General features: G+C 69.8%; 22 protein-coding genes and 1 pseudogene. 18 read left to right on the top strand and 5 right to left on the bottom strand.

Features of this window, described 5'->3' with window-relative positions:
• Positions 1-4: 4 nt before the first annotated feature.
• Entirely contained in the window at positions 5-844 is an 840-nt protein-coding gene (locus tag MCHLDSM_RS20845; protein WP_048471827.1) for a universal stress protein, read from the bottom strand.
• A gap of 130 nt (positions 845-974) precedes the next feature.
• Between MCHLDSM_RS20845 and MCHLDSM_RS20840 the strand changes: the two genes are divergently transcribed.
• The 3 genes from MCHLDSM_RS20840 to MCHLDSM_RS40125 are packed head-to-tail and all read left to right on the top strand — an operon-like array spanning position 975 to position 1,873.
• Positions 975-1,445 carry a DUF5709 domain-containing protein gene (locus MCHLDSM_RS20840; RefSeq protein WP_048471826.1) on the top strand — a complete coding sequence of 157 codons (471 nt, stop codon included), beginning with the start codon at positions 975-977 and terminating at the stop codon, positions 1,443-1,445.
• Positions 1,436-1,714: an ANTAR domain-containing protein gene (locus tag MCHLDSM_RS20835; RefSeq protein ID WP_048471825.1), complete on the top strand. Its 279-nt coding sequence runs from the start codon at positions 1,436-1,438 to the stop codon at positions 1,712-1,714. The genes MCHLDSM_RS20840 and MCHLDSM_RS20835 overlap by 10 nt, the downstream gene beginning before the upstream one ends.
• 33 nt (positions 1,715-1,747) lie before the next feature.
• The gene (locus tag MCHLDSM_RS40125; RefSeq protein WP_268781850.1) at positions 1,748-1,873 is read left to right on the top strand and encodes an Rv2628 protein family; all 126 of its coding nucleotides are present in this window, start codon (positions 1,748-1,750) and stop codon (positions 1,871-1,873) included.
• Between the two features lie 136 nt (positions 1,874-2,009).
• On the opposite strand, the gene MCHLDSM_RS20825 is transcribed toward MCHLDSM_RS40125, so the two are convergent.
• Positions 2,010-2,687, bottom strand: coding sequence for an SRPBCC family protein (locus tag MCHLDSM_RS20825; RefSeq protein WP_048471824.1), 678 nt, complete (start codon positions 2,685-2,687; stop codon positions 2,010-2,012).
• A 136-nt stretch (positions 2,688-2,823) separates the two neighbouring features.
• Here MCHLDSM_RS20825 and MCHLDSM_RS20820 point away from each other — a divergent pair, with 136 nt between their 5' ends.
• The 7 genes from MCHLDSM_RS20820 to MCHLDSM_RS20790 all read left to right on the top strand — a co-directional run bounded on the left by MCHLDSM_RS20820 (position 2,824) and on the right by MCHLDSM_RS20790 (position 10,242).
• A complete protein-coding gene (locus tag MCHLDSM_RS20820) occupies positions 2,824-3,168 on the top strand; it encodes an Hsp20/alpha crystallin family protein (RefSeq protein ID WP_082168998.1) in 345 nt (114 codons plus the stop codon).
• A 78-nt stretch (positions 3,169-3,246) separates the two neighbouring features.
• Entirely contained in the window at positions 3,247-3,930 is a 684-nt protein-coding gene (locus tag MCHLDSM_RS20815; RefSeq protein ID WP_053083044.1) for a hypothetical protein, read from the top strand.
• A gap of 39 nt (positions 3,931-3,969) precedes the next feature.
• Positions 3,970-5,634, top strand: coding sequence for an NAD(P)/FAD-dependent oxidoreductase (locus MCHLDSM_RS20810; RefSeq protein ID WP_048471822.1), 1,665 nt, complete (start codon positions 3,970-3,972; stop codon positions 5,632-5,634).
• A gap of 10 nt (positions 5,635-5,644) precedes the next feature.
• Complete coding sequence (locus MCHLDSM_RS40230; RefSeq protein ID WP_048471821.1) at positions 5,645-7,063, top strand: ATP-binding protein; 1,419 nt, start codon at positions 5,645-5,647, stop codon at positions 7,061-7,063.
• Between the two features lie 20 nt (positions 7,064-7,083).
• Complete coding sequence (locus tag MCHLDSM_RS20800) at positions 7,084-8,544, top strand: ATP-binding protein (RefSeq protein WP_048471820.1); 1,461 nt, start codon at positions 7,084-7,086, stop codon at positions 8,542-8,544.
• The gene (locus tag MCHLDSM_RS20795; RefSeq protein WP_082168997.1) at positions 8,541-9,368 is read left to right on the top strand and encodes an LLM class F420-dependent oxidoreductase; all 828 of its coding nucleotides are present in this window, start codon (positions 8,541-8,543) and stop codon (positions 9,366-9,368) included. The genes MCHLDSM_RS20800 and MCHLDSM_RS20795 overlap by 4 nt, the downstream gene beginning before the upstream one ends.
• 19 nt (positions 9,369-9,387) lie before the next feature.
• Positions 9,388-10,242 carry an LLM class F420-dependent oxidoreductase gene (locus tag MCHLDSM_RS20790; RefSeq protein WP_048471818.1) on the top strand — a complete coding sequence of 285 codons (855 nt, stop codon included), beginning with the start codon at positions 9,388-9,390 and terminating at the stop codon, positions 10,240-10,242.
• On the opposite strand, the gene MCHLDSM_RS20785 is transcribed toward MCHLDSM_RS20790, so the two are convergent.
• Positions 10,233-10,895: an LpqN/LpqT family lipoprotein gene (locus tag MCHLDSM_RS20785; RefSeq protein ID WP_048471817.1), complete on the bottom strand. Its 663-nt coding sequence runs from the start codon at positions 10,893-10,895 to the stop codon at positions 10,233-10,235. The genes MCHLDSM_RS20790 and MCHLDSM_RS20785 overlap by 10 nt on opposite strands.
• A gap of 92 nt (positions 10,896-10,987) precedes the next feature.
• On the opposite strand from MCHLDSM_RS20785, the gene rfbB reads away from it, so the two are divergent.
• The gene (gene rfbB / locus MCHLDSM_RS20780) at positions 10,988-11,983 is read left to right on the top strand and encodes a dTDP-glucose 4,6-dehydratase (protein ID WP_048471816.1); all 996 of its coding nucleotides are present in this window, start codon (positions 10,988-10,990) and stop codon (positions 11,981-11,983) included.
• Positions 11,980-12,600, top strand: coding sequence for a dTDP-4-dehydrorhamnose 3,5-epimerase (rfbC, locus tag MCHLDSM_RS20775; protein WP_048471815.1), 621 nt, complete (start codon positions 11,980-11,982; stop codon positions 12,598-12,600). The genes rfbB and rfbC overlap by 4 nt, the downstream gene beginning before the upstream one ends.
• A 103-nt stretch (positions 12,601-12,703) precedes the next feature.
• Here the strand turns inward: rfbC and MCHLDSM_RS40115 are convergent.
• A pseudogene (locus tag MCHLDSM_RS40115) lies at positions 12,704-13,174 on the bottom strand (CopD family protein); the annotation flags it as partial.
• Between the two features lie 504 nt (positions 13,175-13,678).
• Here MCHLDSM_RS40115 and MCHLDSM_RS20765 point away from each other — a divergent pair.
• The 4 genes from MCHLDSM_RS20765 to mmsB all read left to right on the top strand — a co-directional run bounded on the left by MCHLDSM_RS20765 (position 13,679) and on the right by mmsB (position 17,671).
• Positions 13,679-13,927, top strand: coding sequence for a hypothetical protein (locus MCHLDSM_RS20765; protein WP_048471814.1), 249 nt, complete (start codon positions 13,679-13,681; stop codon positions 13,925-13,927).
• A gap of 168 nt (positions 13,928-14,095) precedes the next feature.
• The gene (locus MCHLDSM_RS20760; RefSeq protein ID WP_048471813.1) at positions 14,096-15,616 is read left to right on the top strand and encodes a CoA-acylating methylmalonate-semialdehyde dehydrogenase; all 1,521 of its coding nucleotides are present in this window, start codon (positions 14,096-14,098) and stop codon (positions 15,614-15,616) included.
• A gap of 5 nt (positions 15,617-15,621) precedes the next feature.
• A complete protein-coding gene (locus tag MCHLDSM_RS20755; protein ID WP_048471812.1) occupies positions 15,622-16,785 on the top strand; it encodes an acyl-CoA dehydrogenase family protein in 1,164 nt (387 codons plus the stop codon).
• Positions 16,786-16,798: 13 nt separating this feature from the next.
• Positions 16,799-17,671: a 3-hydroxyisobutyrate dehydrogenase gene (gene mmsB / locus MCHLDSM_RS20750; protein WP_048471811.1), complete on the top strand. Its 873-nt coding sequence runs from the start codon at positions 16,799-16,801 to the stop codon at positions 17,669-17,671.
• A 5-nt stretch (positions 17,672-17,676) separates the two neighbouring features.
• Here mmsB and MCHLDSM_RS20745 read toward each other — a convergent pair whose 3' ends face one another.
• Positions 17,677-18,426 carry an HAD family hydrolase gene (locus MCHLDSM_RS20745; RefSeq protein ID WP_048471810.1) on the bottom strand — a complete coding sequence of 250 codons (750 nt, stop codon included), beginning with the start codon at positions 18,424-18,426 and terminating at the stop codon, positions 17,677-17,679.
• A gap of 106 nt (positions 18,427-18,532) precedes the next feature.
• On the opposite strand from MCHLDSM_RS20745, the gene MCHLDSM_RS20740 reads away from it, so the two are divergent.
• Positions 18,533-19,204 carry a response regulator gene (locus MCHLDSM_RS20740; protein ID WP_048419601.1) on the top strand — a complete coding sequence of 224 codons (672 nt, stop codon included), beginning with the start codon at positions 18,533-18,535 and terminating at the stop codon, positions 19,202-19,204.
• Positions 19,201-20,415 carry a GAF domain-containing sensor histidine kinase gene (locus tag MCHLDSM_RS20735; protein WP_048471809.1) on the top strand — a complete coding sequence of 405 codons (1,215 nt, stop codon included), beginning with the start codon at positions 19,201-19,203 and terminating at the stop codon, positions 20,413-20,415. The genes MCHLDSM_RS20740 and MCHLDSM_RS20735 overlap by 4 nt, the downstream gene beginning before the upstream one ends.
• The last annotated feature ends 151 nt before the right edge of the window (positions 20,416-20,566 follow it).

The raw sequence follows: 20,566 nt of genomic DNA, 5'->3' as shown, positions 1-20,566 counted from the left end.
TCGCTCAGGTGCGGCGCGCGACGATCACCGGGGCGCGCACGTCGCGCACCACCGCGGTGCTCACCGAACCGAGCAGAACACCGGCCAGAGCACCGCGGCCATGACTGCCGACGACCACCAGCTGCGCGCGCTCGCCCTGGATGAGCAACTGGCGGGCCGGGCTCTCGAAGCGGATCAACCGGTGCACCGCCACGCCGGGGTGACGTTCACACAAAGGCGTCAACGCCGTGTCGAGCTGGTATTCCGCCTCCTCCTGCTTCGCCGCCACCTCGGCCCGGTTGGCCGACGGGCCACCGACTCCGTCGCACACATACATCGCGACGACGTCCACGCCGCGCCACGCCGCCTCCTCGAACGCGATCTCCGCGGCCTGCACCGAGTGGCGTGACCCATCGACGCCGACCAGGACGGGCCGGCGCCTGGTGCTCGCCGATACCGTGGGATCGGCGTGCACCACCGCCACCGGACACCGGGCGTGGTGCAGCACCCCGGTGCTCACCGACCCGAGCAGACGATGCATTCGCGTGGAGCCGCCGTGGCGCCCGAGCACGACCATCGCCGCGGTCTGAGACAGGTCGGTGAGCGTCGACACCGGGTCCCCGGCAAGCCGCGCGCTGCCGACCTCGATCTCCTCGCCGGCCGCCTCCGCCGAGGCGGCGGACACCGCGTCGGAGAGGATGCCGTCGAGGGCTGCGTCGGCTGCGTCGTCTGCGGCGACATGCACGACCGCGAGCGGCACGCGACGCATCCGCGCCTCGGCGACGGCCCACCGAACCGCCGCCATCCCCGACGGCGATCCGTCCGCACCGACCACCACCCCCGCCGAACAGAACCCATCGGACATCGCCGTCTCCTGACGCAGTTGATACCAGCGACGTTACGAATCGGCAGCCCGTGACGCAGGAGTCAAGAGCTGGCACAACGAGTGCCGATAGTCCCTATCTCGGGGCGGATCGGGTGGCCACAGTGGACACATGACCATGAGGAATTACGTCACCGGACCCGCGGCAGGTGAGTACGACATCGATCCGGAGAATCAACTCGAGCCGGAGGACACGCTGATCGACCGGGGCGGCGCCGATCTCCTCGACGAGGGTTACTCACCACCCGAACAGCCCTACGCACCGGGAGCTTTCGGCTCCTTCGAGACCCTCGAGCAACGGCTCGCCGAGGAGGAACCGGACCCGGCGGCGCGGGTGAACGTGCTGTTCGACGATGCCGAGCAGCAGCTCTCGGACGAGTCCGAACGCGCCGACGAGTTCCCGCGCCGAGACGAGGTGGGCCGCAGACGGGCGGGCCGGCTAATGGCGCCGGACCGGGGTTTCGGGGAGGACGACGAGGCGGAGATGGTGGCCGAGGACGTCGGCCTCGACGGCGGTGCCGCATCGGCCGAGGAGGCCGCGGTCCACCTCATCGACGACGATGCGGACGACTCATGGCGGTGATTCCGACGCGTCGCGACGGGCGCCGCACCCTGTGCGCGGCCGAAGGCGTGGTGGCCTTCCTGCGGCAGTGCAGTCTCGACGATGCTTTCGGCGACATCGTGCGTACCGCCCAGCACCACAACGTCGCTCCGCTGCGACTCGCCGAAGCCCTTCTCGCCGCAACCCAGTGCGACACCGGGGCCGACGCCGATCCAACGGCGACGCACGTGGTCGAGCAGACGTGGGGCGAGCTGCTTCGAACCGCCCGGCTGCTCACTCCGTGTCATTGACAGAAACGGAGAACGCACCGAGAGGAGCCGACGATGAAGCCGATGAACCGACTGGCACGTCACCCGCACCCGGACTCCCCGACCTACGTGCTCACCGATCGGCTGCACCGCGAACGCACCGTGCGCGTCACCGCCGACGAGATCACCGCCACCGTGTAGACATGGCTCGCCCCGCTCGGTGTGCAGACTCCGCTGGTCGACGAGCTCTGCCGGTCGATCCAAGACGGCGCTTGGCCACAGGCCCACGCGATCGCCGACATGCTGTCGCTCGACGTCACGGTCGCGGCCTGACTCTTCAGCTGACTCCGTGCAGCCGCGCGCTGGCCGTTGCCGCCGACGCCTCGGCTTGGCGCGCCCGTTCGGCCCGCCGCTTGATCCCGATCAGCATGCCGCGAGTGACCAGGGCGCGCGCCGGTCCGAACAGCTCCGCGAACACCACTTCCCCCGGATGGCGCAACGCCAGCCGAGATCGGATCAGCAGGCGGCACTGGTCGTCGCCGCGCGGCGAGAGATGGAACGACCACACCACATCCCAGGCCCGGCGCGCGGAATCGGCACGCAGCACGACGGTGCGCCCCTCGACGATGTCGACGACGCTCAGCGCGACACCGTCGGTGAGGCCGAGCCAGCGCCTCGGCACCAACCGGACCGTGTCGCCGACCGTGAGGTGTTGCCATTCCGGGTGCACGGTGTCCGCGTTGCGGTAGTGCAGCCCAACGAGATTCTCCATCGCCTCGAAGCTGTACAGGCCGCCGCGGTCCTGGCCCATCTGCACCAGCCAGGGCCACACCTGCTCGGCCGGGGCGTCGATCGACACGCCCTCGGTGGCCTGCAGCAGCGGCGCGCGCACCAGGTCGTCGCCCGGCAGCGACGCACCGGCTTCGGCCTTGGTCGTGCCCCAGTCGCGGAAGTAGCGGCGGGCGGCGTAGAGCACCCCGGCTGCGGCGAGCATCGTCACCAGTCTGTCGGTCATCTCCCCAGCGTGGTCGGCCGCGGGTCGCCGCGGCTAGGGCCAGTGGTCCTCTCGCGCGCGGGCACGGGTCCCGCCGACCAACGGCCCCCCTGTGTGGGACTTCCGTCCCTAGTGCGCGCCGGAGCGCGGTGGTCGGATGGACCCCATGGGCGAGGCGTGGGGCATCAAGGTCGAAGACGACATCGCCGACGGCACATACCAATTGCACGCCGAGCTTCCCGGTATCGATCCCGCGGAGGACGTCGACGTCACCGTCAGCGACGGCGTGCTCACGATCACGGCCGAGCGCACCGACACCAAGGACGTGCACGGGCGCTCGGAGTTCAGCTACGGCTCGTTCACCCGCTCGGTGACGTTGCCGTCAGGCGCCGACGAAGCGGCGATCACCGCCAGCTACGACAAGGGCATCCTCACCGTCACGGTTCCCCTCGACGAACCGGTGACCCCCGCGAGGCATGTCGCGGTCGAGTCGGCCGGGTGACCTGGTCGCGGCCCCGGGTGCGTCCCACACCCCGCCCCGGGGCCGCGGCCTCCCCCCACGTGGAGAGCGGAGACCACCATGGGACTGCAACGACCGGTTCTCGCCGATGTGATGACGGCAGTCGGTGTCGCGGCGCTGTACCGCCGCCACGTCGCGCCCTGGATGCACACCTGGGGTGCGCGCCCCGACGAGGTGCGCGCCACCCTGCCCGGTGACGAGCTCGTCGCCCCCGATGCGTGCCGGACCACCCGGGCGCTCACGATCGACGCCCCGCGCCGCGACGTGTGGGCCTGGCTGGTCCAGCTCGGCGAGGGCCGCGGCGGGTTCTACAGCTACTCACTGCTCGAACGCGCGGTCGGCGCGGACATCCACAACGCCGACGAGATCCGCCCCGAGTGGCAGCGGCTCGACGTCGGCGACACCATCTGGCTGGCGCGCCGCTACGGACCCGGGGCGCGCCAGATCGTCGCGGCGGTCGAACCCGGATCGCACCTCGTGCTGGTCTCCCCCAACGACTACGAGCGGGTCCAAGCTGGTGAGAAGGCGTCGGGTTGCTGGTCCTTCGTGCTGCGACGCGAGCAGAACTGGACCCGGCTGCTGGTGCGTGGCAGCGGGAGACCGGTCGGGCACATCTGGTTCGACATCCCGCACTTCGTGATGGAGCAGAAGATGATGCGCGGCATCGCCGCGCGCGCCCAGCGGACGCACCGCAGCCAGGTCGTCGACGCCATCCGCACCGAGCATCCGGCCGGAGTGGGCTGAGCCGATATCGGCTGGACAGCGGGCGCATAATTGGTCTCGATGACAGGCCCTGCCGCAGCGCCCCGTAAACCCGTGATCCTGACCGTCGACGACGACCCCGCGGTCTCCCGTGCGGTCGCCCGCGACCTTCGCCGCCACTACGGCGAGAAGTTCCGCATCGTCCGCGCCGAATCGGGGCCGGACGCGCTGGAAACCCTCAACGAACTCAAGCTGCGCGGCGAGACCGTCGCCGTGTTCGTCGCCGACTACCGGATGCCGCAGATGAGTGGCATCGAGTTCCTCGAAGCGGCGATGGACATCTTCCCGATGGCACGCCGCGTGCTGCTCACCGCGTACGCCGACACCCACGCCGCGATCGACGCGATCAACGTCGTCGACCTCGACCACTATCTGCTCAAGCCGTGGGATCCGCCGGAGGAGAAGCTCTACCCGGTGATCGATGCGCTGATCGAGGCCTGGCGCGCCACGGGCGAACGCGCGATCCCGCACACCAAGATCATCGGTCACCCGTGGAATGCCCGGTCCTCCGAGGTGCGCGAGTTCCTTGCCCGAAATCGCTTGTACTACAGCTGGTTCCGGTCCGACGAGCCCAAAGGCGCGGCGCTGCTGGAGGCTGCGGGCCAGGACGGGATGACGCTGCCGGTGGTGATCACCGAGCAGGGCGAGACGCTGATCGACCCCACCGACGCCGAGCTGGCCGCGACGCTCGGACTGACCACCACGCCGTCCGGAGACTTCTACGACCTGGTGGTGATCGGTGGCGGACCCGCCGGATTGGCCGCCGCGGTGTACGGCGCGTCCGAGGGCCTCAAGACCGTGCTCATCGAGCGCACCGCGACCGGCGGGCAGGCCGGCCAGAGCTCCCGCATCGAGAACTACCTCGGCTTCCCCGACGGCCTGTCCGGCGCGCAACTGGCCGAACGGGCCCGCCGCCAGGCCGAGAAGTTCGACGCCGAGCTGATCACCGCCGCCGAGGTCGTCGCCCTCGAGGTCGACGGCGTCGCCCGCACGGTGCACCTGTCCGACGGCCGCGCCATCGGCACCAGGGCCGTCATCCTGGCGATGGGCGTGGAGTACCGGCAACTGCCCGCAGAAGGATGCGCGGATCTGACCGGCGCCGGGGTCTACTACGGCGCGACCACGTCGGTGGCCTCCGAATGCGACGACGACGAGGTCTACGTCATCGGCGGCGCGAACTCGGCCGGGCAGGCCGCGATGTACCTGTCGCGCACCGCGAAGTCGGTGACCCTGGTGATCCGGCGCACGCTCGAGGACTCCATGTCGCACTATCTGATCCAGCAGATCCGGTCCCGCGACAACATCAAGGAGATGCCGAACACCGTCGTGCACGCGGTGAAGGGCAACGGCCATCTGGAGGGCATCTGCCTGGAGCACACCGACACCGGTGAGCGCGAGGAGTTCGCCTGCGGCCGCATGTTCATCTTCATCGGCGCCGAACCCCGCACCGACTGGCTCGACGGGGTGGTGGTCCGCGACGACCACGGGTTCATCGTCGCCGGACCCGATCTGCGGGACATCAGCGGCTGGACGCTGGATCGCCCGCCGCACCACCTGGAGACGAGCGTGCCCGGCGTGTTCGTCGCCGGCGACGTCCGCTCCGAGTCCGCCAAACGGGTGGCCGCGGCTGTCGGCGAAGGGTCGATGGCCGTCATGCTCGTGCACCGCTACCTGGCCGAGACGTAAGCATCCCGCCGTGCCCGGCCCGCCCGCCTGCGACGTCACCGAACTGCGCGACCTGTTCCTCTTCGAGGGCCTCACCGACGCCCAGCTCGCCGCGCTGTGCGGCGGCGGGCGGATCGCGACGTTCCCCGCCGGTGAGCTGTGCCGCGAGGGTGAACCGGCCGAGTACTTCTACGTGCTGCTCGACGGCGAGATCGCGCTGTCGAAGCGGTCCGGCGCCCGGGACATCGACATCTGGCGGGCCTCGGCGCCGGGGTCGTACTGCGGTGCGTGGTCGGCGTTTCTGCTCGACGAAGAGACCACCTACGAGAACACCGCCACGCTGACCCGGCCCTCGCGGCTGTTCGAACTCGACGCCACCACCCTGGGCACCTTCCTGACCTCCCAGTTCCCGATGGCCACCCATCTGCTGGTCGGCCATTCCCACGGCCGGTTCCACCAGCGTCGCATCCTCGGCCCGCACGACCGGCTGGTGCAGCTGGTGCAGATGACGGCCGGGCTGACGCACGAACTGAACAACCCCGCGGCGGCCGCGGTGCGCGCGGCGAGCGGGCTGCGCACCCAGATCGCCGGGATGCGGCACCGGCGCGCGCAACTGCCCGCGGCGACTCTGCCGCCCGAGGCGATGGCCTCGCTGGTCGAACTGCAGGACCGGGTGGCCGAGGTCGCCGGCAAGCCCAATGACCTGACGTCGGTGCAGAAGGCCGATCTGGAAGAGGCGCTCGGCGACTGGCTCGACCGTCACAAGGTGGCCGACGCGTGGCAGCACGCCGCGACGTTCGCCGAGGCCGGGCTGGACGTCGACTGGATGGAGCGCATCTCGGCCGCTCCCTGCTGCAACACCCCCGCCTCACTCACACCGGTGATCCGCTGGCTGGCCTGCACCGCCGAAACCGAGCTGCTGCTGACCGAGATCACCGACGCCACCACGCGGATCTCCACGCTGGTCGACCAGGCCAAGCAGTTCACGCAACTCGACCGTGCGCCGTCGGACGTCGTCGACGTGCACGGGCTGCTCGAGGCCACGCTGGCGATGCGCGCGCACCGGCTGGGGCCGCACATCACCGTGGTCCGGGACTACGACGCCGGGCTGCCGCCACTGCCCTGCTACCCGGCCGAGCTGAACCAGGTGTGGACCCACCTGATCGACAACGCCCTCGACGCGATGGGCGACACGGCGGCCGGGACGCTGACGCTGCGCACCACCCGCGACCGGGACACCCTGCGCGTCGAGGTGTGCGACACCGGCCCCGGCATGACCGACGACGTGCTGGCGCGGATCTTCGATCCGTTCTTCACCACCAAGCCGTTCGGGGAGGGCACCGGGCTGGGTCTGGACGTCGCGGTCCGGATCGTCGACAACCACCGGGGCAGCCTCTGGGCGGAATCAACACCGGGCGATACGCGTTTCATTACTTCACTGCCGATCTAGGCACCACGGAAGGATCCGACATGGGCGAGAAGTGCCTTCCCGACGAGTTGCGCACTCTGTTCCTCTTCGAGGCCCTCGATGACGACCAGCTCGCGACGCTGTGCGCCAACGGCCACATCGCCACGTTCGAGCCCGGCCCCATCCATACCGAGGGTGACCCCGCGACCTGCTTCTACGTGCTGATCGAGGGTGAGCTGGTGATGTCGAAGCGCTCCGGCGGCGTGGACATCGAGACCAACCGGACCTCTCAGCGCGGCGTGTACTGCGGCGCGTGGTCGGCCTACATCCCGGGCGAGGAGCACGTCTACCAGGCGTCGGTGCGGGTCACCCGCCCGTCGAAGTTCTTCGTGCTCGACGCGAACGCCTTCGCCGAGTTCATGCAGAAGGAATTCCCGATGGCGGTGCACCTGCTGGAGGGGCACATGGTCGGCGGGCTGCGGCAGCGCCAGATCCTCGGTCAGCGGGAGAAGCTGCTCGCCCTCGGCCAGCTGTCGGCGGGCCTGACCCATCAGCTCAACAACCCGGCCGGTGCGACGGCGCGCGCGGTCGCCGACCTGCGTGAAGGCGTGGGCAAGATGCGGCACAAGTTGGCGATGCTCGCCGACGGCAAGTTCACCCCGGCCGCGCTCAAGGTGCTGGTGAGCATCCAGGACGAGGTGGCCGAGCAAGTGGCCAAGTCGAAGTCCCAGGAGCTCACCGCGCTGGAGACCTCCGACCGCGAAGATCAGATCGGCGACTGGCTCGACGAGCACGGCATCGCCAGCGCGTGGGACTACGCGCCGACGTTCGTCGAGGCCGGACTGGACGTGGACTGGCTGGAGCGGGTGGAGGCGTCCATCGACGACATCGACTGCTCGGCCACCCTGCCCGGCGCGATCGGCTGGCTGAAGTACACGATCGACACCGAACTGCTGATGAACCAGATCGCCGAGGCGAGCAAGCGGATCTCGGCGCTATTGGCCGGCGCCAAGCAGTATTCGCAGATGGACCGCGCCGAATACCAGAGCGCCAACGTGCACGAGTTGCTGTTCAGCACGATCAAGACGATCTTCGGGGACAAGCTCGGCAAGGACAAGCCGGTCGCGCTGCACTGGGAGAAGGACACTTCCCTGCCCGAATTGCTCTGCTACCCGGGTGATCTGAACCAGGTCTGGACGAACATCATCGACAACGCGATCCAGGCGATGAACGGCCACGGCAACCTGACGATCCGGACCATGCGGGAGAACGAGACCACGGTGCGGGTGGAGATCTGCGACGACGGGCCCGGCATCCCCGAGGACATCCAGGAGCGCATCTTCACGCCGTTCTTCACCACCAAGCCTTTCGGTGAGGGCACCGGGCTCGGCCTGGACCTCGCGTGGCGCATCGTCGTCGAGAAGCACCACGGCAACCTGTCGGTGCAGTCGCAGCCCGGCGACACCCGGTTCATCGTGTGCCTGCCGTTGGAGGCGCCCGCCCCACAGCAGGCCTCCGCGTGAAGCCCGCGCTGGGCAGGTTCGGATCGTTCGGTCGCGGGGTCACCCCCAGCCAGGCCGCCGAGATCGAGGCGCTGGGCTACGGCGCCGTCTGGGTCGGCGGCTCCCCACCCGCCGAACTCGAGTGGGTCGAGCCCCTGCTGGAGGCGACCACCACGCTTGCGGTGGCCACCGGCATCGTGAACATCTGGACCGCCGCCCCCGGCCCGGTCGCCGAGTCCTTCCACCGGATTCAGGCCGCGCATCCCGACCGCTTCGTGCTCGGCATCGGCGTCGGCCACCCCGAGGCGCAGCAGGAGTACCGCAAGCCGATCGACGCGCTCACCGACTACCTCGACAAGCTCGACGAGTACGGGGTGCCCCGCGACCGGCGCGTGGTGGCCGCGCTCGGCCCCAAGGTGCTCCAGCTGTCGGCGGCCCGCTCCGCCGGGGCGCACCCGTACCTGACCACTCCGGAACACACCGCCCGCGCCCGCGAACTGATCGGGCCCGAGGCGCTGCTGGCGCCGGAGCACAAGGTGGTTCTCACGACCGATCCCGAGCGGGCGCGCGAGGTCGGCCGTAAGGCGCTGGCCGTCTATTTGGATCTGGCCAACTACGTGAACAACTGGAAGCGGCTCGGCTTCGATGATCAAGACGTCGCGAAACCGGGTAGTGACCGTCTGGTGGATGCCGTGGTCGCCTACGGCACCCCCGACCAGATCGCCGCGCGCCTGACCGAACATCTCGACGCCGGCGCCGACCACGTGCCCGTGCAGGTGCTGACGTCGGCCGACACCCTGGTCGGTGGCCTGGCCGAGCTGGCCGGTCCGCTGGGACTGACATGAACCGATGCGAGGAGCAGAAATGACCGAAGGTCCGTCGCTCAAGCCCGCCCTGGGACGCTTCGGCGTGTGGACCGGTGCGCCGGTCACGCCCGAGCAGGCCGCCGACATCGAGAAGCTCGGCTACGGCACGGTGTGGGTGGGCGCCTCGCCGGCGGCCGATCTGGCGTTCGTCGAACCCCTCCTGGAGAAGACCGAGACCTTGCAGGTCGCCACCGGCATCGTCAACATCTGGACCGCCGACGCGGCCGAGGTGGCCGAGTCCTACCACCGCATCGAGAAGGCGTTTCCGGGCCGCTTCCTGCTCGGCGTCGGCGTCGGCCATCCCGAACACACCCAGCAGTACACCAAGCCCTACCAGGCGCTGGTCGACTACCTCGACGTGCTCGACAGCGCGAAGGTGCCCACGAGCCGGCGGGTGCTCGCCGCCCTCGGACCCAAGGTGCTCAAGCTGGCCGCCCAGCGCAGCGCGGGCGCCCACCCGTATCTGACCACGCCGGTGCACACCGGACAGTCGCGCGAACTGCTCGGGCCCACCGTGCTTCTCGCGCCGGAGCACAAGGTGGTGCTCACCGACGACGCCGCGGCGGCCCGCGAGATCGGCCGGCAGACCGTCGACTTCTACCTGGGCCTGTCGAACTACGTGAACAACTGGAAGCGGCTCGGGTTCACCGACGACGACCTCGAGCGGCCCGGAAGCGACCGCTTCATCGACGCGGTCGTCGCGTACGGCTCACCCGACCAGATCGCCGCACGGCTGACCGAGCATCTGCAGGCCGGGGCCGACCACGTCGCGATCCAGGTGCTCGGCGGCGGTGACGAACTGCTGTCGACGCTCGAGGAACTGGCGGGCCCGCTGGAGCTGGGTCAGGGCTGAATCGTCGTCTGCTCGTCGATCACGGCCATCGCGGCCGTCATCGACTGCTTCTTGTCGAGCGGTCCCTGCGCGTCGAGCGCGAGAAGGTAGACGTTCTTCGGCGCGGTGATCACGACGGTCTTGCGGGCGACGAAGGTCGGGACCCCGTCGATCGTCGCGGAGCCGGCGATCTGCACCGCGTCGAACCCGCCGAGGGTGCTCGGCTGACCCGTCCGGGGACCGTCCCACCCGGGTGCCCGCGTCACGGCGGTGGGCGCGTACTCGAGCAACTTGGCGGCGTCGACGTCGCCGTCGAGGCGCGCCATCCGCGCGATGATCGCGGGCGGGTTCGGCGTCTGGCCGGCGGCCTGCAGATAGATGGCGCCGTAGGCGTCCTTCGGGGTGTTGCGGCCCACGTCCGCCCACCCCGCGGGCATCGGCAGGTGCAGTTGGGGCGCCCCGGGGTCGCCGCGTTTGACCATGGTCTGGGTGATGTCGTTCTGCTCGAGGTACTCGGCGATGGTGAGCGCGGCGGCAGGCGCGGCCGACGTGGTGCTCGCCGGCGCCGACGACGACGCCGACGACGGGGCGGAGTCGCTCTTCTCCCCCGACCCGCACCCGGTCAGCCCGATCGCCACCGCCGCGAATAGGCCGATCGCTGCCGCTGTCCGCATGTCGTGTCCCCCTTTCGTCACGCTGCCGCCGTGACAGCAGACCACAGATGCTGGCGGGTCAAGATCCTTTGCGCCCGATAGGGTCGACAGTCATGCGACTGTTGGTCACCGGAGGCGCCGGCTTCATCGGCGCCAACTTCGTCCATGCCACGGTGCGGGAACGCGACGACGTCCACGTCACGGTGCTCGACGCGTTCACCTACGCCGGTAGCCGCGAGTCGCTGGCCCCGGTGGCTGACGACGTGCGGTTGGTCGAAGGCGACATCACCGACGCCGCGCTCGTCGAGAAGCTGGTCGCCGAGTCCGACGCCGTCGTGCACTTCGCCGCCGAGACCCACGTCGACAACGCGCTGGCCGATCCGGAGCCGTTCGTCCGGTCGAACGTGCTGGGCACCTTCACGGTGCTCGAAGCGGTGCGGCGCAACAGCGTTCGGCTGCACCACATTTCGACCGACGAGGTGTACGGCGACCTGCCGCTGGGCGATCCGGTCCGGTTCACCGAGGCGACGCCGTACAACCCGTCGAGCCCGTACTCGTCGACCAAGGCCGCGTCCGACATGCTGGTGCGCGCCTGGGTGCGGTCCTACGGTGTCGCAGCGACGCTGTCGAACTGCTCGAACAACTACGGCCCGTATCAGCATGTGGAGAAGTTCATCCCGCGCCAGATCACGAACATCCTGACCGGGCGGCGCCCGCGGCTCTACGGTGCGGGGGCCAACGTGCGCGACTGGATCCACGTCGAGGACCACAACAGCGCGGTGTGGCGCATCCTGACCGACGGCACGATCGGCCGGACGTACCTGATCGGCGCCGACGGTGAGCGCGACAACCTGACGGTGCTGCGCACGATCCTGCGCCTGATGGACCGCTCCCCCGATGACTTCGACCACGTCACCGACCGGGCCGGGCACGACCTGCGCTATGCGATCGACCCGTCGCCACTGCGCGACGAGCTGGGCTGGACCCCGTCGCACACCGACTTCGAGGCCGGGCTGCGCGACACCATCGCCTGGTATCGGGACAACGAATCCTGGTGGGCGCCACTGAAGGAAGCGGTGGAAGCGCGCTACCGGGTGCGTGAGGGATGAGGGTCCGCGAGCTGGCCGTCGCCGGTGCGTGGGAGCTGACCCCGGTGGTGCACGCCGATCCGCGCGGCGCGTTCTTCGAATGGTTCACCGATGCGGAGTTCACCGCGATGACCGGGCACCGGCTGGACCTGCGGCAGGCCAACTGCTCGGTGTCGCGGGCCGGGGTGTTGCGTGGTGTGCATTTCGCGCAGGTGCCGCCGAGTCAGGCCAAGTACGTGACGTGCGTGCGGGGTGCGGTGTACGACGTCGTGGTCGATATCCGGGTCGACTCACCGACCTTCGGCCGCTGGGATGCGGTCACCCTGGACGACCACGACCACCGCGCCGTCTACCTGTCCGAGGGCCTGGGTCACGCTTTCCTTGCGCTGCAGGATGATTCGATGGTGACCTACCTGTGCTCGGCGGGCTACGACCCGGCGCGCGAGCACACCGTCAACGCGCTGGATCCGGCGCTGGGCATCGAGTGGCCGTTCGACGGGGAGCTCATCCTGTCCGACCGCGACCGGGCGGCACCGTCGCTGGCCCAGGCGCAGACGAGCGGACTGCTTCCGTCGTTCGAGGAGGCCCGGGCGTTCGTGTCGGCACTCGGGTCCCGGCCCACAGCGCCGCCGCGGTGAGCGCGACGAGCACAGCGCCGCAGCCGAACACCGCCAGGTCGAAGGGGCCGGCCGCCGGTCCCCCGGCCTGAGTACGGGCCGACCCGCGCAGGAACGGCACGACAGCGAGGATCGCGACGGCGACCGCCGCCTCGGCCGCAACCACGCCCGGGAAGTGGTGCACGGCAATCCGCACGGCCGCGCGGGTGTCGCCGCCGGCCTGCGCGGCGCGGATGCGCGGCAGCAGCACCCGGGTGTTGTAGGCGCCCGCTGCCAGCAGGGCGCCGACGAGCACGAGCTTGACGGACAGGTGCCGTCCGTACGGCGTGGTCAGCAGCTGAGCCGGCGAGCCGACGTGCGTCCAGGCGAGCCACGCACCGGAGACGATCATCGCGCCGACGCACCACAGCGCCAGCACGCTGAAGCGTTCCCAGGTCCGCGCCCAGTCGTGTGCGGCGGGAACGTCGCCCCGGTCCCGCCGGCTGAGGAGGCCCGCCGCTGCCAGCACGATCAACCCTCCGACCCAGATCAGCGCCCCGAGGATGTGGGTGGCGGTGAGCAGCGCGCGGGGCAGACCGGCGAGCGACGACGGCATCGCGGGAACGAGCGCGCCGAGTCCACCGGCGACCGCGGTGCCGGCGGCGAGCCACGGCGACGGCCGCCACCGCAGCAGGACCAGACCGGCCACGGCCGCCGCGAACATCGCGGTCTGACCCGGCGACGGCGTCCGGGCGGTGCAGAACTGGAGCACCGCGCCGCCCGCCACCACCACCGCGGCCGGCACCGCCAGCGTGCGTATCCGCGCTGCAACGGGGCCGTCGCGCACGGCCAGGAACGCCACGGCGATACCGATGGCCACCGGGAGTGACGCGGCGAGGGTGGACAGGACCGCGGTGAGGATCTCGATCGGCGACGGATCGGGCGGGACGGTTCCGGGCATGCTCACTGACGGTAGGAACCGGGGATGAGAGCGGCGTTGGCGTCGGCTGTGAATGCCTGTGCGTGGCGGCCCTATGCCCCGGAGCACGGCAAAGTGAACCGAACGAAACCGTCATCCGTTTTACTGTGAGTCGGGGTCCATCCGCCGGAGGTATCGATCATGTTTGACGCGACCCGCCCACTCGTCTTTGCTGCCGCAGCGATACTGACGCTGAGCTTCGGCACCCCCATCGCCAATGCCGAGCCCCCGGCACCCGGCTCCGCCTGCGGCCCCGACAAGGTGATCACGTCCATCAACACCTGCGAGCCGCTCAACTCCTCGTGCACGGGGTACGACGGCATGCTGATCGGCCGAGTGGCTGCCGACGGCCGGTGCGTGATTCCGGGGCTCGACGGCACCCGGTGGTAGCTTCCAGAGAACTGGCAGTCCGCAGCAGGCTGAGAGCCATGCGCCAGGTGCTCACCCCGCTCGAGTAATACGTCCACCCCTTCACACCGCCGACTTCTCGCATCCCTTGTCAGAGCCCGCACCGCATTACTAGGATATGCAAGTATCGACCAGTCGGAAGGCGTCACCATGACCACTCGGATCCCCCACTTCATCGACGGCAAGCGCAGCGAGCTGGCGTCGGCCCGGACGGCCGACGTGATGAATCCCAGCACCGGCGAGGTGCAGGCGCAGGTGCTGCTCGCCAGCAAGGCCGACGTCGACACCGCGGTGGCCTCGGCGGTGGAGGCGCAGAAGCAGTGGGCCGCCTGGAACCCCCAGCGCCGCGCCCGCGTGATGATGAAGTTCATCGAGCTGGTCAACGCCAACACCGACGAGCTGGCCGAACTGCTGTCCATCGAACACGGCAAGACGGTCGCCGACTCCAAGGGCGACATCCAGCGCGGCATCGAGGTGATCGAGTTCGCGATCGGGATCCCGCACCTGCTCAAGGGCGAATTCACCGAGGGCGCCGGCTCGGGCATCGACGTCTACTCGATCCGTCAGCCCCTCGGCGTCGTCGCCGGCATTACGCCGTTCAACTTCCCCGCGATGATCCCGCTGTGGAAGGCGGGCCCTGCGCTCGCCTGCGGAAACGCGTTCATCCTCAAGCCGTCCGAGCGCGACCCCTCGGTCCCGCTCCGGCTCGCCGAGCTGTTCCTCGAGGCGGGGCTGCCCGCCGGGGTCTTCCAGGTCGTGCAGGGCGACAAGGAGGCCGTCGACGCGATCCTCACCCACCCCGACATCCAGGCCGTCGGCTTCGTCGGCAGCTCCGACATCGCGCAGTACATCTACGCCACCGCCGCCGCCCACGGGAAGCGCTCGCAGTGCTTCGGCGGCGCCAAGAACCACATGATCGTGCTGCCCGACGCCGACCTCGATCAGGCCGTCGACGCGCTGATCGGCGCCGGCTACGGCAGTGCCGGTGAGCGCTGCATGGCGATCAGCGTCGCCGTGCCCGTCGGCAAGGAGACCGCGGACCGTCTCCGCGCGCGGCTGGTCGAACGCGTCAATCAGCTGCGCGTCGGCCACAGCCTGGACCCGAAGGCCGACTACGGCCCCCTGGTCACCGCCGCCGCCCTGGAACGCGTCAAGAGCTACATCGCCCAGGGAGTCGACGCCGGAGCCGAGCTCGTCGTCGACGGGCGCGAGCGGACCACCGACGAGCTGAGCTTCGACGATCAGAGCCTCGAGAACGGTTACTTCATCGGGCCGACGCTGTTCGACCACGTCACCCCCGACATGAGTATCTACACCGACGAGATCTTCGGCCCGGTGCTGTGCATCGTCAGGGCCGCGGATTACGAAGAGGCCCTGAGCCTTCCGACCAAGCACGAATACGGCAACGGGGTGGCGATCTTCACCCGCGACGGCGACGCCGCCCGCGATTTCGTGTCCCGGGTGCAGGTCGGCATGGTCGGTGTGAACGTGCCGATCCCGGTTCCGGTGGCCTACCACACGTTCGGCGGCTGGAAGCGGTCCGGCTTCGGTGACCTCAACCAGCACGGCCCCGCGTCGATCCAGTTCTACACCAAGGTCAAGACCGTCACCGAGCGGTGGCCCTCCGGCATCAAGGATGGCGCCGAATTCGTCATCCCGACAATGAAATAGCACCTGTGGACCTGTTCAGTCTCGACGACGACGACCGGGTGATCGCCGAGACCGCGGCGGCCTTCGCCGAAAAGCGCCTCGCGCCCTACGCATTGGAGTGGGACGAGACACACCACTTCCCCACCGACGTGCTGCGGGAGGCGGCCGAACTGGGCATGGCCGCGATCTACTGCCGCGAGGACGTCGGCGGCAGCGGCCTGCGGCGCATCGACGCCGTGCGCATCTTCGAGATGCTCGCGAGCGCGGACCCGACGGTCGCGGCGTTCCTGTCGATCCACAATATGTGCGCCTGGATGGTGGACAGCTTCGGCACCGAGGAGCAGCGCAAGGCGTGGGTGCCGCGGCTGGCGTCGATGGATGCCATCGCCAGCTACTGCCTCACCGAACCGGGGGCGGGCTCGGACGCGGCGGCGTTGCGCACCAAGGCCGTTCGGTCCGGTGACGAGTGGGTGCTCGACGGCGTCAAGCAGTTCATCTCCGGCGCCGGCTCGTCCGACGTCTACATCGTGATGGCACGCACCGGAACCGACGGGCCCAAGGGCATCTCGGCCTTCGTCGTCGACAAGGACACGCCGGGACTGAGTTTCGGCGCCGAAGAGCAGAAGATGGGCTGGAACGCCCAGCCCACCCGGCAGGTGATCCTCGACGGCGCCCGGGTGCCGGCCGAGGCGATGCTCGGCGGAATCGACGGCGAGGGTGCGGGTTTCGGCATCGCGATGAAAGGCCTCAACGGCGGCCGCATCAACATCGCCGCCTGCTCGCTGGGTGGCGCCCAGGCGGCCTACGACAAGGCCGTCGGCTATCTGGCCGACCGGCAGGCGTTCGGCGGCGCGCTGCTCGACGAGCCGACCATCCGATTCACGCTGGCCGACATGGCCACGGCGCTGGAGACCTCGCGGATGATGCTGTGGCGGGCCGCGACCGCACTCGACGACGACCATCCCGACCGGGTGGAGTTGTGCGCGATGGCCAAGCGCTACGTCACCGATGTGTGCTTCGACGTCGCCGACCAGGCGCTGCAATTGCACGGCGGTTACGGCTATCTGCGCGAATACGGACTGGAGAAGATCGTCCGCGACCTGCGGGTGCATCGAATCCTGGAGGGCACCAACGAAATCATGCGCGTGGTGATCGGGCGAGCAGCCGCCGCCCGGGCCCGCGCCTCGTGACGGGAGAGCTCAGATGACGACGATCGCGTTCCTGGGACTGGGCAACATGGGCGGGCCGATGGCGGCGAACCTGGTGGCGGCCGGGCACACGGTGCACGGTTTCGATCCGGTGGTCACGCTGCGGGACGCCGCGGCGGAGAAGGGTGCGGCGGTGTACTCCAGCGGCGCCGAGGCGGCCGCCGGCGCCGACGTGGTGATCACGTCACTGCCCAACGGCGACATCGTCAAGGCCGCCTACGCCGAGGTGCTGCCCGCCGCCAAAGACGGTGCGCTGCTGATCGACACGTCGACGATCTCCGTCGACGACGCCCGCACCATCCACGCCCAGGCCGGTGAGCGCGGACTCGCGCAGATCGATGCGCCGGTGTCGGGCGGGATCAAGGGCGCGACGGCCGGCACGCTGGCGTTCATGCTCGGCGGTGACACCGACGCCGTCGAGCGGGCGCGGCCGGTGCTGGAACCCATGGCGGGCAAGATCATTCACTGCGGCGACTCGGGCGCAGGGCAGGCCGCCAAGCTGTGCAACAACATGGTGCTCGCGGTGCAGCAGATCGCGATCGGTGAGGCGTTCGTGCTGGCCGAGAAGCTCGGCCTGCCCGCGCAGTCGCTGTTCGACGTGATCACCGGGGCGACCGGCAACTGCTGGGCGGTGCACACCAACTGCCCGGTGCCGGGGCCGGTGCCGACGTCACCGGCCAACAACGATTTCAAGCCGGGGTTCGCGACGGCGTTGATGAACAAGGATCTCGGGCTCGCGATGGCCGCGGTCGCGTCGACGGGCTCGTCGGCTCCGCTGGGCAGCCATGCTGCCGAGATCTACCGGACGTTCAATGAGGACCACGCCGACAAGGACTTCAGCGCCGTCATCGAGATGCTGCGCGGCTGAACGGATCAGGCGGCGGTCACCGGATGCGCGACGCGCCATTGGTCGCGTACCCGCTGACAGTCGACGACGCGCAGCGGGGCGGCGTCGGCGGTGGCACTGGTCAGCATCGTCGGCAGGCCCGCGGCCGCGGACATGCGCTGGCTCGCCGGTGATCCGGCGAACGCGAGCGCCTCGTGCGGGGCGGCCCCCAACTCGGCCAGGGCGGCCCGGTAGAGGTCGGTGCGAGGAGCGTCGTCGGCGGTGACGATCGCCGCGACCACACCCTCACCGACGAGCTGCCGCACCAGCGGCGCCACCCAGGAGTGATTTCCGGAGCTGACGATGCCGACGCTGATCCCGGCCGCGTACGCCTCGGTGATCAGATCCACCAGCCCGGGCCGGGCGGTGATGTCGGCGTCGAGGATCGTCTCGGCGAGGATCATGTCCTTGGTCGCGCAGATCTCGTCGACGAGCAGTTCGGCGAGCACGTCGCACTCGGAGCTGATCCCCCGCTTGCGCAGCTCCGCGGCCACCCGGCGGCGCTCGTCGCTGAGCGCCATCAGCTGCCGGTAGCGCGCCTCGGACCACACGATGTCGAGGCCCAGCTCGGCGAACGCCCTGTTGAACGCAGGCCGGTGACCCGCGCACTCGATGTCGGCGAGCGCGTCCAGGTCGAACACGACCGCGCGCAGCGACGGCACCGCGGCGTCGCCCGGGCGCGGCCAGTCCCACCAGAACCGACCGGCTCGCCATGTCTTCTGCTGCGTGGGCTGCATGACGTGAATCGTGTCTCAGGTCACACCGCGTCCGCCTCCCCCGTGCGGGGGATTCGCCGCGCCAACTTGGCGGGAAGCGGCGGGCCGCGCCTCTAAGGTGAGGGCCATGACCACCCGTCTGGATCGCGAACCGGTGCGGATCGTGCTGGTCGACGACCACGAGATGGTGATCGAGGGGCTCAAGGCGATGCTCGCCGCGTTCGACAGCAGGGTGACGGTCGTCGGGCAGGCGGTCGGCGCCGACAAGGTGATGAGCGTGGTCGCCGACCTCGACCCCGACATCGTGCTGTGTGACGTGCGGATGCAGGGCTCCAGCGGGCTCGACGTCTGCCAGCAGCTACGGAAGCGCGATCCCGACCGGCGGGTGGTGATGCTGTCGGTGTACGACGACGAGCAGTACCTGTTCCAGGCGCTGCGGGTCGGCGCGTCGGGATATCTGCTCAAGAGCATCAGCAGCGAGGAGTTGGTGCGGCAACTCGAGTTCGTGCACAGCGGCGCGACCGCGATCGATCCGGGTATGGCCGCGCGCGCCGTCGACACCGCGGCCCGGCTGCAGCGCGACGAGTTCTGGCCGGGCGCGCGCCAGGGCCTCACCCAGCGCGAGAGCGAGATCCTCGCGCTCGTGGTCAACGGCCTGTCGAACCGGGCGATCGCCGCCAAGCTGGTGATCGGCGACGAGACCGTCAAGACCCACCTCAGCTCCATCTACCGCAAGCTCGGGGTCAGCGACCGGACCGGCGCGGTGGCGACCGCCCTGCGTGAAGGCATCTACCAGTGAGCACGCCGCCGCGGGCGGTGCTGACCGCCGACCGGGAGTTGGCGCTGCTGCGCGAACTCATCCAGGCGGCGTCGCGCGGTCCCGGTGTCGAGCCGTTGGCCGCCGCGGCGGCGCGGATGATCACCGCGGCCACCGACAGCGACGTGTGTTTCGTGCACGTCCTCGACGACACGGAACGCTCGCTGACGTTGGCCGGCGCCACCCCGCCGTTCGACTCGGAGGTCGGCAAGATCAGATTGCCTCTGGGACAAGGTATTTCAGGGTGGGTGGCGAGCCATCTGGAGCCGGTGGTGATTCGTCGCGACAAGGAGTCCGACCCGCGGTACCTGCCCTTCGAGTCGCTGCGCGGCCGGGATTTCACGTCGATGGTGTCAGTGCCGATGGAGTCGACGCCGGGCGGGCTGGTGGGCGTGCTCAACGTGCACACCGTCGCCGAGCGGGACTTCGGTGACCGCGACGTCGAGCTGCTGCTGGTGATCGGCCGGCTGATCGCCGGGGCGATGCACCAGGCGCGGCTGCACCGGCAGCTGGTGGCCCGCGAACGCGCGCACGAGAACTTCGTCGAGCAGGTGATCGAGGCGCAGGAGATCGAGCGACGGCGGCTGGCCGGCGACATTCACGACGGCATCTCCCAGCGCCTGGTGACGCTGTCCTACCGGCTGGACGCGGCGGCGCAGGCAGCCAAGTCCCCCGATGACCGTGCCGCGCTGACCGAGCAGCTCGACCGGGCCCGCGAGCTGGCCGACCTGACGCTGCAGGAGGCCCGTGCCGCGATCAGCGGACTGCGGCCACCCGTGCTGGACGACCTCGGCCTGTCCGGCGGGCTGGCCAGCCTGGCGCGGTCCATCCCGCAGATCGGCATCGACGTGAATCTGGCCGACACGCGGCTGCCCGACCACATCGAGCTCGCGCTGTACCGGATCGCCCAGGAGTGCCTGCAGAACGTCGTCAAGCACGCCAATGCGACGCGGGCCCGGCTGACCTTCTCGCTCGATCACGGCCCGCACGGCGACGTGGCCCGGCTCGAGATCGCGGACGACGGAGTCGGTTTCGACACCCTTGAGCGTCCGCTGGGCAGCGACGAGATGGGCGGCTACGGTCTGCTGTCGATGGCCGAGCGCGCCGAGATCGTCGGCGGCCGCCTCAACATCCGGTCGCGCCCGGGCGCGGGCACCACGGTCACCGCGAGCATCCCGGTGCCGGCCCGCTAGAAGCTACAAGTCGCCCTCCCCCGCGCGGAATAGCATTCCGGGTTGCGATTCCCGGCTCAAAGTCAAGTGGTCATGACAACGGTTAGGCCGCTTGGTTAATGAGGGCAGCCATGCGTTGGGCTGGGGTGTCGAGGTCGAGGGTGGGGCGTGG

Origin of the sequence: Mycolicibacterium chlorophenolicum, from assembly GCF_001044235.1 — a bacterium.
Taxonomy (GTDB): Bacteria; Actinomycetota; Actinomycetes; order Mycobacteriales; family Mycobacteriaceae; genus Mycobacterium; species Mycobacterium chlorophenolicum.
This window is presented reverse-complemented; position numbering and strand designations above follow the sequence as displayed.

Bases quoted from the DNA above. Each gene is read 5' to 3' on its own strand.
- MCHLDSM_RS20845 (WP_048471827.1), bottom strand. From the start codon at position 844: ATGTCCGATGGGTTCTGTTCGGCGGGGGTGGTGGTCGGTGCGGACGGA.
- MCHLDSM_RS20840 (WP_048471826.1), top strand. From the start codon at position 975: ATGACCATGAGGAATTACGTCACCGGACCCGCGGCAGGTGAGTACGAC.
- MCHLDSM_RS20835 (WP_048471825.1), top strand. From the start codon at position 1,436: ATGGCGGTGATTCCGACGCGTCGCGACGGGCGCCGCACCCTGTGCGCG.
- MCHLDSM_RS40125 (WP_268781850.1), top strand. From the start codon at position 1,748: ATGAAGCCGATGAACCGACTGGCACGTCACCCGCACCCGGACTCCCCG.
- MCHLDSM_RS20825 (WP_048471824.1), bottom strand. From the start codon at position 2,687: ATGACCGACAGACTGGTGACGATGCTCGCCGCAGCCGGGGTGCTCTAC.
- MCHLDSM_RS20820 (WP_082168998.1), top strand. From the start codon at position 2,824: ATGGACCCCATGGGCGAGGCGTGGGGCATCAAGGTCGAAGACGACATC.
- MCHLDSM_RS20815 (WP_053083044.1), top strand. From the start codon at position 3,247: ATGGGACTGCAACGACCGGTTCTCGCCGATGTGATGACGGCAGTCGGT.
- MCHLDSM_RS20810 (WP_048471822.1), top strand. From the start codon at position 3,970: ATGACAGGCCCTGCCGCAGCGCCCCGTAAACCCGTGATCCTGACCGTC.
- MCHLDSM_RS20800 (WP_048471820.1), top strand. From the start codon at position 7,084: ATGGGCGAGAAGTGCCTTCCCGACGAGTTGCGCACTCTGTTCCTCTTC.
- MCHLDSM_RS20790 (WP_048471818.1), top strand. From the start codon at position 9,388: ATGACCGAAGGTCCGTCGCTCAAGCCCGCCCTGGGACGCTTCGGCGTG.
- MCHLDSM_RS20785 (WP_048471817.1), bottom strand. From the start codon at position 10,895: ATGCGGACAGCGGCAGCGATCGGCCTATTCGCGGCGGTGGCGATCGGG.
- rfbB (WP_048471816.1), top strand. From the start codon at position 10,988: ATGCGACTGTTGGTCACCGGAGGCGCCGGCTTCATCGGCGCCAACTTC.
- rfbC (WP_048471815.1), top strand. From the start codon at position 11,980: ATGAGGGTCCGCGAGCTGGCCGTCGCCGGTGCGTGGGAGCTGACCCCG.
- MCHLDSM_RS20765 (WP_048471814.1), top strand. From the start codon at position 13,679: ATGTTTGACGCGACCCGCCCACTCGTCTTTGCTGCCGCAGCGATACTG.
- MCHLDSM_RS20760 (WP_048471813.1), top strand. From the start codon at position 14,096: ATGACCACTCGGATCCCCCACTTCATCGACGGCAAGCGCAGCGAGCTG.
- mmsB (WP_048471811.1), top strand. From the start codon at position 16,799: ATGACGACGATCGCGTTCCTGGGACTGGGCAACATGGGCGGGCCGATG.
- MCHLDSM_RS20745 (WP_048471810.1), bottom strand. From the start codon at position 18,426: ATGCAGCCCACGCAGCAGAAGACATGGCGAGCCGGTCGGTTCTGGTGG.
- MCHLDSM_RS20740 (WP_048419601.1), top strand. From the start codon at position 18,533: ATGACCACCCGTCTGGATCGCGAACCGGTGCGGATCGTGCTGGTCGAC.